The organism is Halanaerobium saccharolyticum, from assembly GCF_004362045.1.
Taxonomy (GTDB): Bacteria; Bacillota; Halanaerobiia; order Halanaerobiales; family Halanaerobiaceae; genus Halanaerobium; species Halanaerobium saccharolyticum_C.
On sequence record NZ_SNWX01000001.1, the window covers coordinates 189,117 to 205,538 of the forward strand.

14 protein-coding genes are annotated in these 16,422 nt (G+C 35.7%); all 14 read left to right on the forward strand.

Features of this window, described 5'->3' with window-relative positions:
* Window positions 1-41 precede the first annotated feature (41 nt).
* Window positions 42-926, forward strand: coding sequence for a carbohydrate ABC transporter permease (locus DFR79_RS00880; RefSeq protein WP_133513612.1), 885 nt, complete (start codon window positions 42-44; stop codon window positions 924-926).
* 8 nt (window positions 927-934) lie between these two features.
* Complete coding sequence (locus DFR79_RS00885) at window positions 935-1,786, forward strand: carbohydrate ABC transporter permease (protein ID WP_133513613.1); 852 nt, start codon at window positions 935-937, stop codon at window positions 1,784-1,786.
* A 23-nt stretch (window positions 1,787-1,809) separates the two neighbouring features.
* The gene (ilvD, locus tag DFR79_RS00890) at window positions 1,810-3,528 is read left to right on the forward strand and encodes a dihydroxy-acid dehydratase (protein WP_133513614.1); all 1,719 of its coding nucleotides are present in this window, start codon (window positions 1,810-1,812) and stop codon (window positions 3,526-3,528) included.
* A 621-nt stretch (window positions 3,529-4,149) separates the two neighbouring features.
* The gene (locus DFR79_RS00895; protein ID WP_133513615.1) at window positions 4,150-5,154 is read left to right on the forward strand and encodes a TRAP transporter substrate-binding protein; all 1,005 of its coding nucleotides are present in this window, start codon (window positions 4,150-4,152) and stop codon (window positions 5,152-5,154) included.
* A gap of 119 nt (window positions 5,155-5,273) precedes the next feature.
* Window positions 5,274-5,753: a TRAP transporter small permease gene (locus tag DFR79_RS00900; RefSeq protein WP_208107468.1), complete on the forward strand. Its 480-nt coding sequence runs from the start codon at window positions 5,274-5,276 to the stop codon at window positions 5,751-5,753.
* Window positions 5,753-7,045, forward strand: a complete 1,293-nt coding sequence (locus DFR79_RS00905; RefSeq protein WP_133513616.1) for a TRAP transporter large permease — start codon at window positions 5,753-5,755, stop codon at window positions 7,043-7,045. Before DFR79_RS00900 ends, DFR79_RS00905 begins: the two co-directional genes overlap by 1 nt.
* A gap of 42 nt (window positions 7,046-7,087) precedes the next feature.
* On the forward strand, window positions 7,088-8,020 hold the full coding sequence (locus tag DFR79_RS00910; protein WP_133513617.1) for a phosphoglycerate dehydrogenase: 933 nt from the start codon (window positions 7,088-7,090) through the stop codon (window positions 8,018-8,020).
* A 217-nt stretch (window positions 8,021-8,237) separates the two neighbouring features.
* On the forward strand, window positions 8,238-8,864 hold the full coding sequence (locus tag DFR79_RS00915) for a GntR family transcriptional regulator (protein ID WP_133513618.1): 627 nt from the start codon (window positions 8,238-8,240) through the stop codon (window positions 8,862-8,864).
* Between the two features lie 294 nt (window positions 8,865-9,158).
* A complete protein-coding gene (dgoD, locus tag DFR79_RS00920; protein WP_133513619.1) occupies window positions 9,159-10,304 on the forward strand; it encodes a galactonate dehydratase in 1,146 nt (381 codons plus the stop codon).
* Window positions 10,305-10,358: 54 nt separating this feature from the next.
* On the forward strand, window positions 10,359-11,648 hold the full coding sequence (locus tag DFR79_RS00925; RefSeq protein ID WP_133513620.1) for a lactate racemase domain-containing protein: 1,290 nt from the start codon (window positions 10,359-10,361) through the stop codon (window positions 11,646-11,648).
* Between the two features lie 156 nt (window positions 11,649-11,804).
* Window positions 11,805-12,812 (forward strand): TRAP transporter substrate-binding protein, encoded by a 1,008-nt coding sequence (locus DFR79_RS00930; RefSeq protein WP_243727674.1) that lies wholly within the window; start codon window positions 11,805-11,807, stop codon window positions 12,810-12,812.
* A 120-nt stretch (window positions 12,813-12,932) separates the two neighbouring features.
* A complete protein-coding gene (locus DFR79_RS00935; RefSeq protein ID WP_133513622.1) occupies window positions 12,933-13,457 on the forward strand; it encodes a TRAP transporter small permease in 525 nt (174 codons plus the stop codon).
* Entirely contained in the window at window positions 13,457-14,746 is a 1,290-nt protein-coding gene (locus tag DFR79_RS00940; protein ID WP_133513623.1) for a TRAP transporter large permease, read from the forward strand. Before DFR79_RS00935 ends, DFR79_RS00940 begins: the two co-directional genes overlap by 1 nt.
* 56 nt (window positions 14,747-14,802) lie before the next feature.
* Window positions 14,803-16,422, forward strand: a 1,620-nt coding sequence (ilvD, locus tag DFR79_RS00945) for a dihydroxy-acid dehydratase (protein WP_133513723.1), incomplete at its 3' end; no start/stop codon positions are given.

Genomic DNA, 16,422 nt, shown 5'->3' on the forward strand with positions numbered 1-16,422 from the left:
ACCCTTCCTTATAAATTAAGCAGGTGAAAGGAGTTTAGATAATGCTTAAAAAAATTTTCGATAAATATTTTCATTATTGGATGGTATTTCCAGCAATTTTATTATTAGCTTTTGTAGTTATATATCCAACTTTTAATCTTTTTTATACCAGTTTGTTTTTTAAAAATGGGCAATTAGGTGTAACTCGTTTTGTTGGACTCCAAAATTATAAGAAGTTATTTTTTGATGCCAATTTTTGGCAGTATCTTGGCCATACTTTTGTATATGTAGGCTCGGCAGTTACAATTAGTTTAATTTTAGGCTTAATCATTTCTAATATCTTAAATAAGTCAATCAAAGGTAGAAGTGCTTTGAGAACAATTATGCTTTTACCGTGGATGATTCCTCTTGTTTTAACAGGTATTACCTGGCGCTGGATTTTACAGGATATCTATGGAGCTTTTAATGCTTTGTTAATGCAGCTTGGTATTATTAATCAGTCAATTGCCTGGCTAACTGATGGAACTACTGCAATGATAGGAGTTATAACAGCTGATTTTTGGGCCAATACTCCTTTTGTCACCATTATTTTACTTGCTGGAATGCAGTCAATTCCAGATCAGCTCTATGAAGCTGCCGATGTTGATGGTGCTACCGGCTGGCAGAAGTTTTATAATATAACTCTTCCTTTAATTAAACCTTCTATCTTTGTAGCTCTAGTAATGAGAACTCTTTTTGCAATTAGAGCTCTAGATATAGTTTATGCCCTTACCGGCGGTGGACCTGGAGAAAGTACTGAAGTATTGGCAAGTTATATTTATAATTTAGGTCGTAGATGGCTGCGAATGGGTTATGGTTCTACTATAGGAGTTATTTTATTATTGATAACTATAGCTCTTGTGTTCTCATTTATGTTTATTTTAAAGCCAGGATCTGCAAGGGAGTGATTTAAATAATGAAGTTTTTCAAAAACAAGTTAAATTCAGGAGATAATATAAGTTTATGGCAGTATTTATTTTTGGGGGCATATATACTTTTTAGTCTTTTCCCAATATATTGGATAATTATTACTGCTTTCAAAAATCCTTCTGCTGTTTTAGAACTGCCGGTAAATTGGATTCCAGAAAATCCAACAATTGATAATTTTATTTATGTATTTAGAGAGAGACCATATTTAAGCTATACTATAAACTCAGTAGTTGCTGCTTTAAGTTCTACTCTTTTATGTGTAGTCTTAGGAACTCCTGCTGCTTATAGTTTTAGTCGTTATGATTTTAAAGGAAATAAGGTTATGTTTTTCTCAGTTTTAGTTAGTAGAATGATACCTCCAATAGCACTTATAGTTCCTTTTTATTCAATGATGCAGAATTTGGGACTTATTGATACCAAAATTGCTTTAATTATAACCTATTCATTTTTTAATTTGCCCTTTGTTATTTGGGTAATGAAAAGTTATTTTGATGAAATTCCAACCGGGTTAGATGAAGCAGCAAGAATTGATGGTGCAAGCAAATGGCAGATTTTTAAAGATGTAATACTGCCTGTTACTTTACCAGGTATTGCAGCTTCAGCAATGTTGGCCTTTATTTTTAGTTGGAATGAATTTGTATTTACTCTTGTATTAACTTTAACTCCAGCTGCCAAAACTTTACCAATAGGCTTGATGGACTTTATTGCCGATGATTTTATTGACTGGGCTCGACTCATGGCAGGAGGAGCACTCGCAGCGACACCGGCTATAATTTTCGGTCTCTTTTTCCAGAAATATATTGTTGGTGGTTTAACAAAAGGTGCAATAAAAGAATAATTTTTAGTTAGGAGTTGATTTTATTGCTTAGAAGTCAAAAAATAAGAAAACAGGGTGCAGAAATTGATGCCCTGCGAATGGGAATGGACTGGAAAGCAGAAGACTTAGATAAAATGCAGATTGTAATTGCCAATACATATGGTAATGGTCATCCAGGAAGTTTTCATTTAGATAAATATGTTACTTTGTTGAAAAAAGAATTAAAAGATATCGATGTAATGGGAAGCCGCATGACAACCTCAGATATCTGTGATGGAATTGCTCAGGGTCATGATGGTATGAATTATTCTCTAGTTTCCAGAGAAATGATTGCTAACATGGTTGAAATTCAGGCAATGGCAGCACCTTATGATGGGATTGCTCTTTTTTCCAGCTGTGATAAATCTGTACCCGCTCATTTGATGTCTATTATGCGTCTTGATTTACCGGCAGTTCATATTCCAGGTGGTTCAATGGCTCCCGGCCCGGATGGATTGACCCTGGAAATGGTGGGAACTTACTCTGCTCAGCTGCAGCGGGGTGAGATTACAGAAGCAGAATTTAAAGAATATCAGTACTCAGCCTGTCCCAGCTGTGGAGCCTGTCAGTTTATGGGGACAGCCTCTACAATGCAGCTGATGGCAGAGGCCCTTGGTTTAGCTTTACCGGGAGCGGCCTTAATTCCTTCAAGCAGTCCTGCTCTGGCAGAAATGACAAAAGAAGCTGGCCATTATTTAGTTGATTTAGTCAAAAAGGGTCTTAAACCTTCTGATTTAATTACCCGCAAATCATTTGAAAATGCAGTGATGATCCATGCAGCAATTGGTGGTTCAACAAATGCTCTGCTGCATATTCCAGCAATTGCCCACGAATTCGGGATTGAAATCGAGCTGGATGAGTTTGATCAGATCCACCGGAAAATACCATTTATTGCAAATGTTAAAACAAGTGGTGAGTATCCAACCCATTATTTCTGGTATGCAGGTGGACTGCCGGCAGTAATGAAAGAACTCAAGGATTATCTACATTTAGATCAGATGACTGTTACCGGCAAAACTCTGGCTGAGAATTTAGAAGAACTTGATAAATTTAGCTATTTAGAATATATGGAAAGTGAAGCTCCCGCTAATCTGCCCGATGATGTGATCTATCCAGCAGCTGAGCCAATTAATAATGAGGGTTCTCTGGCGGTACTGAGAGGTAATCTGGCTCCAATGGGAGCAGTAGTTAAACATTCTGCAGTTGAGCCGGAAATGCATCAGTTTAAAGGAAAGATTAAGGCTTATGATACCGAGGAAGAAGCGCTGGAAGCAGTACTCTCCGGTGATATTGTTTCCGGTGATGCAGTAATCATTCGTTATGAAGGACCAAAGGGAAGCGGGATGCCGGAGATGTTTTACACCAGTGAAGCAATTGCCTCAGATGAAATCTTAAATACTTCTACTGCCTTAATCACCGATGGACGCTACTCAGGAGCTACCCGCGGTCCGGCAATCGGCCATGTTTCACCAGAAGCAGTAGATGGAGGTCCAATTGCCCTGGTTGAAGATGGAGATCTCCTGGAAATTGATATTCCAGCTCGCAAACTGAATATTATCGGTATCAATGGAGTAGAAAAATCTGCAGCTGAAATAGATAAAATTCTGGCTGCAAGAAAAGAAAAGTGGGTCAAACCAGAACCTAAATTTAACAGTGGAACTCTGGGACTTTATGTGCGCCATGCTGTCCCTGCTGCTAAGGGCGCTTATATCGGTATGGATTAGTTTTTGATAATCAAATCTAGTATTATATTTTAAATAAAACCATTGAATTAATATTAAAGTCAGCTCGCGGGGCTGGCTTTAAATTATTTATCTGATATTTATAAATTTTAGTTTAAAAAAATTCTTAAATTTCTTGCAGGAATTTCTGCTCCGGTGTTGAACATGTAGTATAGAGCATCTGATATATCACAGAAAATTAGGAAGTGTTATTTATGGTTATCAATAAAAAAAGCCTGATATAAACGATCAGAATTATCAAGGCAGGAACATGTTGGTTTAATTGATGCTATTTTAAATGAAGAAAAAGATAAAGCCTATAAAATCCTATACAGTCATTTAGATAGTGTTCATATAAAAGAAGAGGTACAATAAAATAAAAACCTGTAAAATATAATTTGCAATCTTCGATCAGGTAATATAATATTTATAATAGACAGAAAATTATTTATAAATACTGATATATTAGATATTAAATATCTATTTAACTAATTTAATTTGGGATAAGCATATAAAATTACAAGCCCTTATATTTATATAAATTTTTGGAGGTGGTAAATTTTCAAAAAGTTTACGAATATATTAAACAATTTAAGTTTTCCAAAAAAACAGGAGGTAGAAAATATGTTAAAAAACAAACTATTAATTATGTTAGTTATGGTATTTCTATTATCAACTTTTTCAATGAATGTTTTAGCAGTTGAAGAATTAGAACTGGTTGCTGCTCATAATCAAACATCAAAAGAAAGCCCTTATCAGGTGGGTATGCTTGCTTTTAAGGATGCAGTAGAAGAACTTTCAGATGGTGCAATGACTGTTCAGGTCCATGCAGGTACTTTAGGTACAAGTGAAGCGGAATTAGTTCAGAAGCTAAAACTTGAAGCTGTTGATGTTGTTATAGCATCTCCAGGTTTCATGAGTAAAACTGGTATTCAGGAAATCCAATTGTTTGCTTTCCCATATTTATTCGAAAATTATGATCATTGGGAAACAGTAGTAGATGGAGAAGTAGGAAATAAGATGGCTGAAATCGTTAATGAAAAATCAAATAATGACTTTAAAATGTTAGGATACTGGGGTGCTGGTGTAAGACATTACTATGGTAAAAAACCTCTCAATAACATTTCTGATATTGAAGGAGTAAAAATCAGAACTCAGACTTCTGGTGTAGTTGCAGATTACTGGAGCAGTATCGGAGCAGTTCCAACATCTGTTGCCTGGGGCGAATTATATCAGGCATTACAGCAAGGTGTTGTAGATGCAGCTGAAAATGCTTATCCATTTTTTGTTCAGGAAAGTCATCACCAAACAAGAAATGGTAAATATACAACAGAAACTGGTCATGATTACACAACAAGATTTATGTTAACTAATGGAGAAATGTTTGATAGTCTTTCTGAGGAACAGCAGAATATCATTATGGAAGCAGCTAAAATGAGTGTAGAAGCTGAAAGAGAAGAAGTTATCAGACAAGAAGAAGAATATAAGCAAATACTTATAGACGAAGGTGGAGTAGTTAATCAGATTGATCGTGAGCCATTTATTGAAGCTGCAATACCTATTCAAAATGAATATGCAGAAGAGTATGGTGTAGAAGACTTATTAGAAACAGTGAGAAATCTCAAGTAAATATCATTAAATCAATATATAATTAACAGGCAGATTCTAAATATCTGCCTGTTAAAATGATTAATTAATAAGACTAATAATTATTCTTAATTTTAAAATTCATTAAAAGGAGGGCGAAAATGGTAAAAAAAATTGCTGATTTCCTTGAAAAAGTTCAATTGAAAATGGGGGTTTTCTTTCTTTCTTTATTCTTTTTTGTTATCGTCCTGCAAATGTTTGTTAGATATATTGGGGTTTCTTTAATTTGGACAGAGGAAGTTTCTACCTATTCTTTTATCTGGGCTGTATTTATGGGTGCTTCAGTAATGATTCACAGACGAGGCCATTTTAGATTTAGCCTGGTCTATGAAAAATTAACCGGAAAAAAGAAAAGATTTTTAGAAATGCTTATTGATTTTATTTTATTAATTTTTAGTCTTGCAATTTTATATTATGGTATTATAGCAACTGCAAATTTTTGGAATTACAATTGGTATTCCCTAACAGATTTTAAAATGGGATATATGTTCATCTCAATTCCAATTATGGGTTTAAGTATGTTTGTTTATGGTTTAGATCACTTAGTTGATAATTATAAAGAATTGAGGAGGGGAGAATAATGTTAGGGATATTTTTAGTTACCTTATTTTTAGTTTTAATGATTATTGGAGTTCCGATCGCTTTTGTAATAGCAATCATAGCTTTTGCAGGCATAACCGCTGCTCCTCATATTCCAATAGTTACTGTTGTAATGAAGATGTTTAATGGTCTTAATTCTTTTGTGCTGCTGGCAGTTCCTTTATTTATTTTAGCTGCTAATTTAATGAACAGCGGGAAGATTTCAAAAAAACTTATAGATTTTTCTATTGCCATTGTGGGACCTGTTAAAGGTGGACTTGCCCATGCTAATGTTTTAGTTTCAATGATCTTTGCAGGTATTTCTGGGGCTTCCCAGGCGGATACTGCTGGGATTGGAAAAGTTTTAATTCCTAATATGATAGATACAGGTTATGATAAGGAAACTGCTGTAGGTGTTACTGCAGCTTCTTCTACTATTGGAGTAATAATCCCTCCCAGTATTCCAATGATAATCTATGCAGGTCTTACTAGTACCTCCATCAGCTCACTTTTTTTAGCCGGAATGGTACCGGGTATTCTTTCTGGTTTGGGAATGATGATTGTAATTGCTATTTTAGCTAGAAAAAGGAATTATCCTTTATATGAAAAATCAAGTTTAAAGAAAATTTTAAAGCTGGGTCTGGAAGCATTCCCTGCTCTAATGACTCCAATAATTATTATTGGTGGTGTAATTACTGGCTGGTATACTGCGACTGAAGCGGCTGCTATTGCCTCTCTTTATACATTTGTTATAGGGATGTTTTATTATAAAACAATTAAGTTTAAAGATATTCCAGATATTTTGGTTGATACTTTAACTTTAAGTTCTTTATCTTTATTTGCTCTTTCTGCTGCCAGTGCATTAGGAGAATTATTAGGCTATTATCAGGTATCTACAATTGTAGAGCAGTTTTTTACTACATATATTGACTCGGCAAGCTTATTTATGGTTATTGTGATAGCATTCTTCCTATTTATTGGAACTTTTATGGATGCTATACCGGCCATGATACTATTTGTTCCAGTAATCTTACCGGTTTCTATGAAACTGGGTATTAGTCCTGTTTTATTAGGGATGGTGACAATTATTACTCTGGCTATTGGTCTGGTAACACCTCCATATGGGCTCTGCTTAATGATTGCTGCCAAAATTGGAAATATGTCAATTGAGAAATCATTTAGTGCTGTAATTATGTTCATTGGAGTTGTTTTTGCTGTTCTGCTATTTATTGCTTTTTTACCAGAAATAGCTTTTTATATTCCACTTAAATTTGATCCATATCTATTATTTTGATTAAGTCTATCTAATATTAATTATTTAATAAGGAGGAAAATTATGTCGAAAAAAGTTGCAATCACCTCAGAATTTTTTGGTAAGTTTTCTAAGGAAGCATTTAAAATTCTTGAAGAAAATGGACTAGCGGTAATACCAAATCGTTATGATAAATATTTAGATAAGGAAGAAGAAATTATTTCTTTAACAAAAGATGCAAATGCAGTTATCTGTGATTTAGAGAAAATCTCAAAAAACGTGATTGATCAGTCTCCTAATATAGAAATCATTGCCCGCCGTGGTGTGGGAACTGATTCTGTAGCTGTTGAATACGCAGAGGAAAAAGGTATAAAAGTGGCGAGAACATTAGGAGTAGTGGAAAAACCAGTAGCAGAACTGGTGATGTCATATATTTTAAATATTTCACGCCAGATTATGCCTTTAAATGAATCAATGCATCAGGGTAACTGGAATAAAATTTTAGCTCATAGTATAGATGGAAAAACATTAGGAATTGTTGGTATGGGAAATATAGGTAAGGAAATAACCCGAAAAGCTCAGGCCTTTGACATGGATATAATTTATTATGATGTAGAGCGAAAAAAATCTCTGGAAGATGAACTGGGAATTGAGTATCAGGAACTCGGGCAGTTATTTGAGAATGCAGATATAATAACTCTGCATGTACCCTTAAATGAACATACCGAAAATTTAATTGATTATGAGGCTATGTCAAAAATGAAAAAATCGCCTATTTTAATTAATACAGCTCGAGGTCCGGTTGTAAACAATGAAGATTTAAAAAGAGCTTTAGAAGAGGGTCTGGTTTCTTATGCCGCAGTAGATGTATTTGATGAAGAACCAAAAACAAATTCTGTCTTAAAAGATACTGATAATGTTATTCTCACACCGCATGTGGGAACATTTACCGAAGAAATATTCATTAAAATGGATGTATTAGCTGCTGAAAATGTTGTCAAATATTTTAAAAGATAGTTTTGTCAGCCGGGAAGTAGTTTTATAAATTACTTCTCTGGCTGTGATGATTTTGGAAATTTATTTAACCTAAGTTTTATTTGTGATATAATTACTCAAGAAAGTAATATAGAAGAATAATTAAAAAATAATTATTTTCTTGCAGGAGTTTCTGTTCCAGTGTTGAATATGTAATATAGAGCATCTGATATATCACAGAAAATTAGGAAGTGTTATTATGGTTATCAATAAAAAAAGTCTGACAGATCAGGTTTATACAATGTTAAAAGAAAAAATATTAAATAGAGATGTTGAGCTGGGGGAACAGTTAAACACCCGGGAAATTGCCGAAGAACATGGGATTTCTCTAATGCCGGTCCGGGACGCTCTGCGGCGCCTGGCAAATGAAGACCTGGTAGAAAACAAACCACGGGTAGGATTTTTTGTTAAAAAATTTTCGGAAGCAGAGGTTAATGAGATTTTAGAAGTTCGAAAAATGCATGAACTCTACTGTTTAGAAAATTACTTTGAAAATATAAATAGAGAAGTTATTGCTGATTTAAAAGATAAATTTGAAAATGGACATAAAAAGTATTTTACCAGTTATGATATGAAACTGCACAAGGAAATTATTTTAGCATCTGATAATGATTATTTAATTGATAGTTATTTAAAAATGATTAATCATTATACAATGCTTTTTAGTTATTTAAATTATAAACGTTCTGAAACTTCTCGTCAGGAACATATTGATTTAATTGATTGTATATTAAATGGAGAACAGGAAAAGGCAACAGAAATTTTATATCGTCATTTAGATAGAGTCCAAATTGCAGAAGATGCGGAAATTAAAAAAAGAGCTTAAAAATAAGTTAAAAAATTGCAAATAAAACTTGCAATCTACAGCAAGGTGTTGTAATATTAAAAATAGAAAGAAAATTAAAATACAATTAAGAATATTTATCAATAATGAGCGGCAGATCTTTATTTAACGAAGTAACAAATATTTTTTTGATTTATCTGATATATCACATATCAAATAGAAGATATACAATATCAGTAAAAATTATTAATAAGTTAATTAATTACTGATTAATAACTGTTTGATAGATTTTAGAAAAGAGAATTAAATTTATCATTTTAGTAGGAGCTGATAATCTTGAAGATAACTAAATTAGAATTATTTAAGCTTCCACCACGCTGGCTTTTTCTCAAAATATCAACTGACCAGGGACTTTCCGGCTGGGGAGAACCAGTAGTTGAGGGTAAAGCCGATACAGTTAAAGCAGCGGTCAAAGAAATGGAAGACTATTTGATCGGGAAAGATCCTCTGCAAATTGAGGATATCTGGCAGACACTTTATCGTGGAGCTTTTTACAGAGGTGGTCCGGTTTTAATGAGTGCTATTGCAGGTATTGATCAGGCACTCTGGGATATCAAAGGGAAATATCTGGAGCAGCCGGTTTATCAGCTGCTGGGTGGAAAAGTTAGAGACAGGGTTAGAGTCTACTCCTGGATTGGAGGAGACAGACCTGACAATGTAGCTCAGGCAGCTCAGGAAAAAAATGATGCAGGTTTTACTGCAGTTAAAATGAATGGAACTGAAGAATTACATTACATAGATAGTTATAAAAAAGTTGATCAGGCAGTGGCCAGAGTGGCAGCAATTAGAGACCAGATCGGTCCAGATTTTGGAATAGCAGTTGATTTTCACGGCCGGGTTCATAAAGGAATGGCCAGAATCTTATTTAAAGAACTGGAACCTTTTAGACTAATGTTTATCGAAGAGCCAATACTTTCTGAAAATATTGAAGCACTATCAACTATGGATACTTTTGGAATTCCAATTGCACTTGGCGAAAGATTGTTCAGCCGCTGGGATTACAAAAAGGTCTTTGAGTTAAATAAAGTAGATATTATTCAGCCTGATTTATCTCATGCAGGTGGAATCTCGGAGGTCAGGAAAATTGCAGCCATGGCAGAAGCCTATGATACTGCAGTTGCACCACATTCTCCACTGGGTCCCATCAATCTGGCTGCCAGTCTGCAGCTGGATGCAGTAACTCCTAATGTTTTTATTCAGGAGCAGAGCCTGGGGATTCATTATAATCAGGGTAATGATCTTTTAGATTACTTAGTTAATAAAGAAGTCTTTAAATATCAAGCTGGATATGCTGAAATTCCAGATTCACCCGGACTTGGAATCGAAATTGATGAGGAATTTGTGCGCTCAAAGGCTAAAGAATCACATAACTGGAAGAATCCGGTCTGGCGCAATCAGGATGGAACAATTGCCGAATGGTAGTAGATTCTTTATCCAGTATTAGTTTCGCTATACTTATAACAGGGAGCGAAAAAAATGAGAGAGATTAAATCCGAAATAACAACTCAGGACCAGTCTTTAACTGATGCCGAAATTGAAAATTATTTAAAAGAACTTGCAGCAGAAATTATCGAAAGTGGTGCAGAAAGTTTGCTTTTAATTCCACCGGATTATACTCGCAAATCCTCTGCTCTGGGAGTGATAACTGAAAAGCTGTATTTCAAATTGGAAGCAGAAATTAAAAACATAGATATTTTACCTGCCTCAGGAACTCACGACCCCATGGATGCTGAATGTCTGAAGTCAGTATTTGGGATGATTCCAATTGATAAATTTCTGGAGCACAACTGGAGAACTGAAACAATAAAAGTAGGGGAAATCCCGGCAGCTAAAATGAAGGAATTTTCAGAAGGAGAGTTAACTGAAGCACTACCTTTAGAAATCAACAAAAATATATTTTCTGATAAATATGATCTGATAATTTCTTTAGGACAGGTAATACCGCATGAAGTTGTGGGGATGGCCAATTACACCAAAAATATAGTTGTGGGCTGTGGAGGAAGTCAGATTATTAATAAGTCACATTTTTTAGGCGCTCTGGCAGGGATGGAAAAAATAATGGGCAGAGACCATTCACCAGTGAGAAAGCTTTATGATTACTGCCAGGAAGAATTTCTAGATCAGCTGCCTCTAATTTATTTGATGTCCGTTAACTCTCCGATTAGTGATAAAACAACAGGACTGACAGAGATTAAAGGTATTTTTACAGGCAGCAGCAGAGAAAGTTTCGAAAAAGCAGTTGCTTTAAGTCAAAAAGAAAACATTATATATGTAGAAAAGCCTTTAAAGAAAGTTGTAGTTTTTCTGAAAGAAGATAAATTTAGAAGCACCTGGATTGGCGGTAAGGCTATCTATAGAACAAGAATGGCCATTGCTGATGGAGGAGAATTAGTTATTATTGCTCCCGGTATTCATAAATTTGGAGAAGATCAGAATATAGATCAGCTGCTTCGCAAATATGGTTATCAGGGTACAGAAAACACACTCAAAAATCTTCATCAAAATCAGGATTTGCAGAAAGATTTATCAGCAGCAGCTCATTTAATTCATGGTTCTTCCGAAGGCAGGTTTAAGATTTCGCTGGCTTCACCAAAATTGAGCAGTCAGGAAGTTGAAGCTGTGAATTTTAATTATTTAGATTATCAGCAGACTATTGCAGAATATAAAATAGATGAATTGAAAAATGGATTCAACTGTGTAAATGGAGAAGAGATCTTTTATATCGATAATCCTGCTACAGGGTTATGGGTATATCAAGATAAATAAGTAAATCAGGAGCAAGTTTATAATCCTATAAGCCCTTAAAAAAATGTGCTGGAGGTGGTAGTAAAATCAAGGTTTAAGAATTTTGATTGTGTTTATTTTAAAGTCCTTTATTAGTTATTTCAAAAAATTAAATTAACCTTACAGGAGGAAATTATCTTGAATAAAAAATTAATTATTAACATATCACTTGCTCTTTTATTGGTCTTAACTTTTTCTGTAACATCCATGGCGGCTGAATATACTATCAATGCCGGGATCGGTCTTAATGACAAATCAGCTCAGTATAAATCTTTAGAGTTCTTTAAAAAATTAGTTGAAAAAAACAGTGATGGCCAGATCAAAGTAAATCTTTATCACTCCAGTCAGCTTGGGGATGACAGAGAAATGATGGAAGCTCTGCAGATGGGTGTCCAGGAAATGACTGCTCCTTCTACAGCTCCAATTGCACCATTTGTAAATGGATTTAAAGTATTTGACTTACCATTCTTATTCCCAACTCATGAAGCAGCAGACTATGTTCTTGATGGACCTGTCGGCCAGGGACTATTAAAAGAGTTAGAAGATATAGGTATTGTTGGTCTTGCATTCTGGGAAAATGGATACCGACAGTTAACAAATAGTGTTCGCGCTGTTAAAACTCCAGCAGATGTTGAAGGATTAAAAGTCAGAACTATGGAAAATCCAATGCACCTGGCAGCCTGGAGAGAAATGGGAGCTAACCCTACACCAATGGCTTTTGGTGAATTATTCTCAGCTATGCAGCAGGGTGTTGTAGATGGCCAGGAAAACCCATGGGGTACAATTTACCTTCAGAACTTCTATGAAGTACAGAAATTTACAACAAATACTGGACATGTATATTCTCCATTTGTGCTAATGATTTCCAAGCAGTTCTATGATAAATTACCTTCTGATTTACAGGATGTAGTTTATGAGGCAGCACAGGAAGCTAAAGTTCATAACAGAAAAACTAATAGAAAAATGAACGCTGAGTATTTAGAAAAGCTTAAAGATGTTATGAATGTCACTATTTTAACTCCTGAGCAAAAAGCAGCTTTCCAGGAAGCCGTTCAGCCGGTATATGACCAGTTTAAAGAAGAAATTGGAGCAGAACTGGTAGAAGAAGTACAGGCACAGGTTAAAGAATTTCAAGCACAGCAGTAATTAACAAAATAAATTAAAGCTACTGTAATTACTGGGGGAGTTTACTCCCCCTTTAATTTTATGCAAATTGTCGGGGAATTTATTATTTTATTCTGAAAGAGTTTTAAAGGGGTGTGGTTTATGAAGGATAAAAGTTTTGTTTCAATTTTTGCCGGTATTTATAAATATATTCTTATCTTATTAACACTGATTATGTTTGTTATTGTAGGCTCCAATGTTTTCGCCCGTTTTGTTTTAAATAGTTCTCTGGGATGGGCTGATGAACTGGCGCGATTTATTTTCATCTGGATTTCGTTTTTGGGAGCAGTTTATGCTTATACTACAGATGATCATGTAGGTTTAAATTTTGTTGTGGCAAAAATCAAATCTGCCAGGGTCCAGAATATTGTCAGCATAATTTCTGATCTCTTTATTTTACTGGTAGTAGGTTTTATAACATATTATGGATATATTGTGGCAGTTTCCGCAACAAATGTTTCACCGGCTCTCTATATACCAATGAGCTTAATTTATGCTGTGGTTCCAGTTAGTGGTTTGATGATGGTAGTTATTAATTTGATGAAGATCAAAAAACATATAGAGTTATATATAAAAGATGAAAAAGAAAAGTCTAATGTTATGAAAGATATTGGAGGTGCTGAATAATGCTCTGGCTCTTTTTAGGAACTCTTTTTACCTTTGTTTTAGCAGGGATTCCTGTCGTATTTAGCTTAGGGTTATCAAATATTGCAATTATGAATGCGATGGATCTACCATTTATGGTGCTTCCGTCAAAAATGATTTCTGGGATGAACAGTTTTCCACTTTTAGCAATCCCATTTTTTATGTTTGTAGGTGAGGTAATGAACCGAGGTGGAATTGCCAAGCGTCTGGTAGATTTTGCTGATGCAATAGTTGGTCATATCACCGGTGGGCTGGGCCATGTAAATATTCTAGCCAGTATGTTTTTTGGGGGAATTTCTGGTTCTGCTATTGCAGATACGGCAGCTATTGGAGGTCTATTGATCCCCCCGATGATTGAACAGGATTATCCGGCGGATTACTCAGCTGCAATTACTGCTTCTTCAGCGGTTATTGGAATTATTATTCCGCCGAGTATACCTTTTATTCTTTACGGAATTATTACCAATACATCAATAGCTAAACTCTTTTTAGCGGGCATTATACCGGGAATTATTGTTGGACTTTCTTTAATGATCACAACCTATTTTACAACCAAAAAGCACGGCTATGGACATATTGAAGGCTCAGAACAGGTGGCGGAGTTTAGCCTTAAGCGTTTATGGAAGACTTTCAAAAAAGCCTGGCTGGCCCTGACAATACCTCTTTTGGTTGTTGGCGGTATTTTAGGTGGTATTTTCACTGCAACTGAAGCTGGAGTTGTAGCAGCTTTTGTAGCTTTACTGCTTGGCTTATTTGCCTATAAAGAAATTACTATTAAAGATTTACCGACAATATTTTTAGCAACTGCTAAAACAACTGCAATTGTATTATTTTTGTGTGGGATGGCAATGGTAACCGCCTGGCTTTTAACAATGGCCAGAGTTCCGTTTGCTCTTGCTACTTTATTGACTTCTATTACCAGCAGTCCAATTGGAGTTTTATTGATTGCTAATGTTTTATTATTTCTGGTTGGTTTTGTAATGGACTTAACTCCGGCAATGTTAATTCTGGCACCTATTCTGCTGCCTGTAATGAAGTCAGTTGGTATTGATCCTGTATATTTTGGAGTAATCATGTCAATTAACTTGGGGATTGGTTTAATTACACCACCAGTTGGAACAGTGCTTTATGTAGCAACCGGGGTTGCTAATATTACTTTAGAAGAACTGGTTAAATCAATTTTACCGTTCTTATTTACCTTACTGGCAGTGCTGGCACTTTTAATTGCTTTTCCACAATTAGTGATGTTCATTCCAAATACTTTTGTTTAAATAAATTGTAACCTGTATTTTACTTAGATATTACCTTTATATTAGGAGTTGTTTATATGCTTAGAAGTCAAAAAATAAGAAAACAAGGTGCAGAAATTGATGCACTAAGGATGGGAATGGACTGGAAAGCTGAAGATTTAGATAAAATGCAGATTGTCATTGCCAATACTTATGGTAATGGTCATCCAGGAAGTTTCCATCTGGATAAATATGTTACCCTGCTAAAAAATGAATTAAAAGATAATGATGTGATGGGAAGCCGCATGACGACTTCAGATATCTGTGATGGAATTGCTCAGGGTCATGATGGTATGAATTATTCTCTAGTTTCCAGAGAAATGATTGCTAACATGGTTGAAATTCAGGCAATGGCAGCACCTTATGATGGGATTGCTCTTTTTTCCAGCTGTGATAAATCTGTACCGGCTCATCTGATGGCAATAATGCGCCTTGATTTACCGGCAGTTCATATTCCAGGTGGTTCAATGGCTCCCGGCCCGGATGGTTTAACCCTGGAAATGGTGGGAACTTACTCTGCTCAGCTGCAGCGGGGTGAGATTACAGAAGCAGAATTTAAAGAATATCAGTACTCAGCCTGTCCCAGCTGTGGAGCCTGTCAGTTTATGGGGACAGCCTCTACAATGCAGCTGATGGCAGAGGCCCTTGGTTTAGCTTTACCGGGAGCGGCCTTAATTCCTTCAAGCAGTCCTGCTCTGGCAGAAATGACAAAAGAAGCTGGTCATTATTTAGTTGATTTAGTCAAAAAAGGACTTAAACCTTCTGATATAGTGACCCGTAAATCATTTGAAAATGCAGTGATGATCCATGCAGCAATTGGTGGTTCAACAAATGCTCTGCTGCATATTCCAGCAATTGCCCACGAATTCGGGATTGAAATCGAGCTGGATGAGTTTGATCAGATCCACCGGAAAATACCATTTATTGCAAATGTTAAAACAAGTGGTGAGTATCCAACCCATTATTTCTGGTATGCAGGTGGACTGCCGGCAGTAATGAAAGAACTCAAGGATTATCTACATTTAGATCAGATGACTGTTACCGGCAAAACTCTGGCTGAGAATTTAGAAGAACTTGATAAATTTAGCTATTTAGAATATATGGAAAGTGAAGCTCCCGCTAATCTGCCCGATGATGTGATCTATCCAGCAGCTGAGCCAATTAATAATGAGGGTTCTCTGGCGGTACTGAGAGGTAATCTGGCTCCAATGGGAGCAGTAGTTAAACATTCTGCAGTTGAGCCGGAAATGCATCAGTTTAAAGGAAAGATTAAGGCTTATGATACAGAAGAAGAGGCTTTAGACGCCGTGTTATCCGGTGATATTGTTTCCGGTGATGCAGTAATCATTCGTTATGAAGGACCAAAGGGAAGCGGGATGCCGGAGATGTTTTACACCAGTGAAGCAATTGCCTCAGATGAAATCTTAAATACTTCTACTGCCTTAATCACCGATGGACGCTACTCAGGAGCTACCCGCGGTCCGGCTATCGGTCATGTTTCTCCAGAAGCAGTAGATGGAGGTCCAATTGCCCTGGTTGAAGATGGAGATCTCCTGGAAATTGATATTCCAGCTCGCAAACTGAATATTATCGGTATCAATGGAGTAGAAAAATCTGCAGCTGAAATAGATAAAATTCTGGCTGCAAGAAAAGAAAAA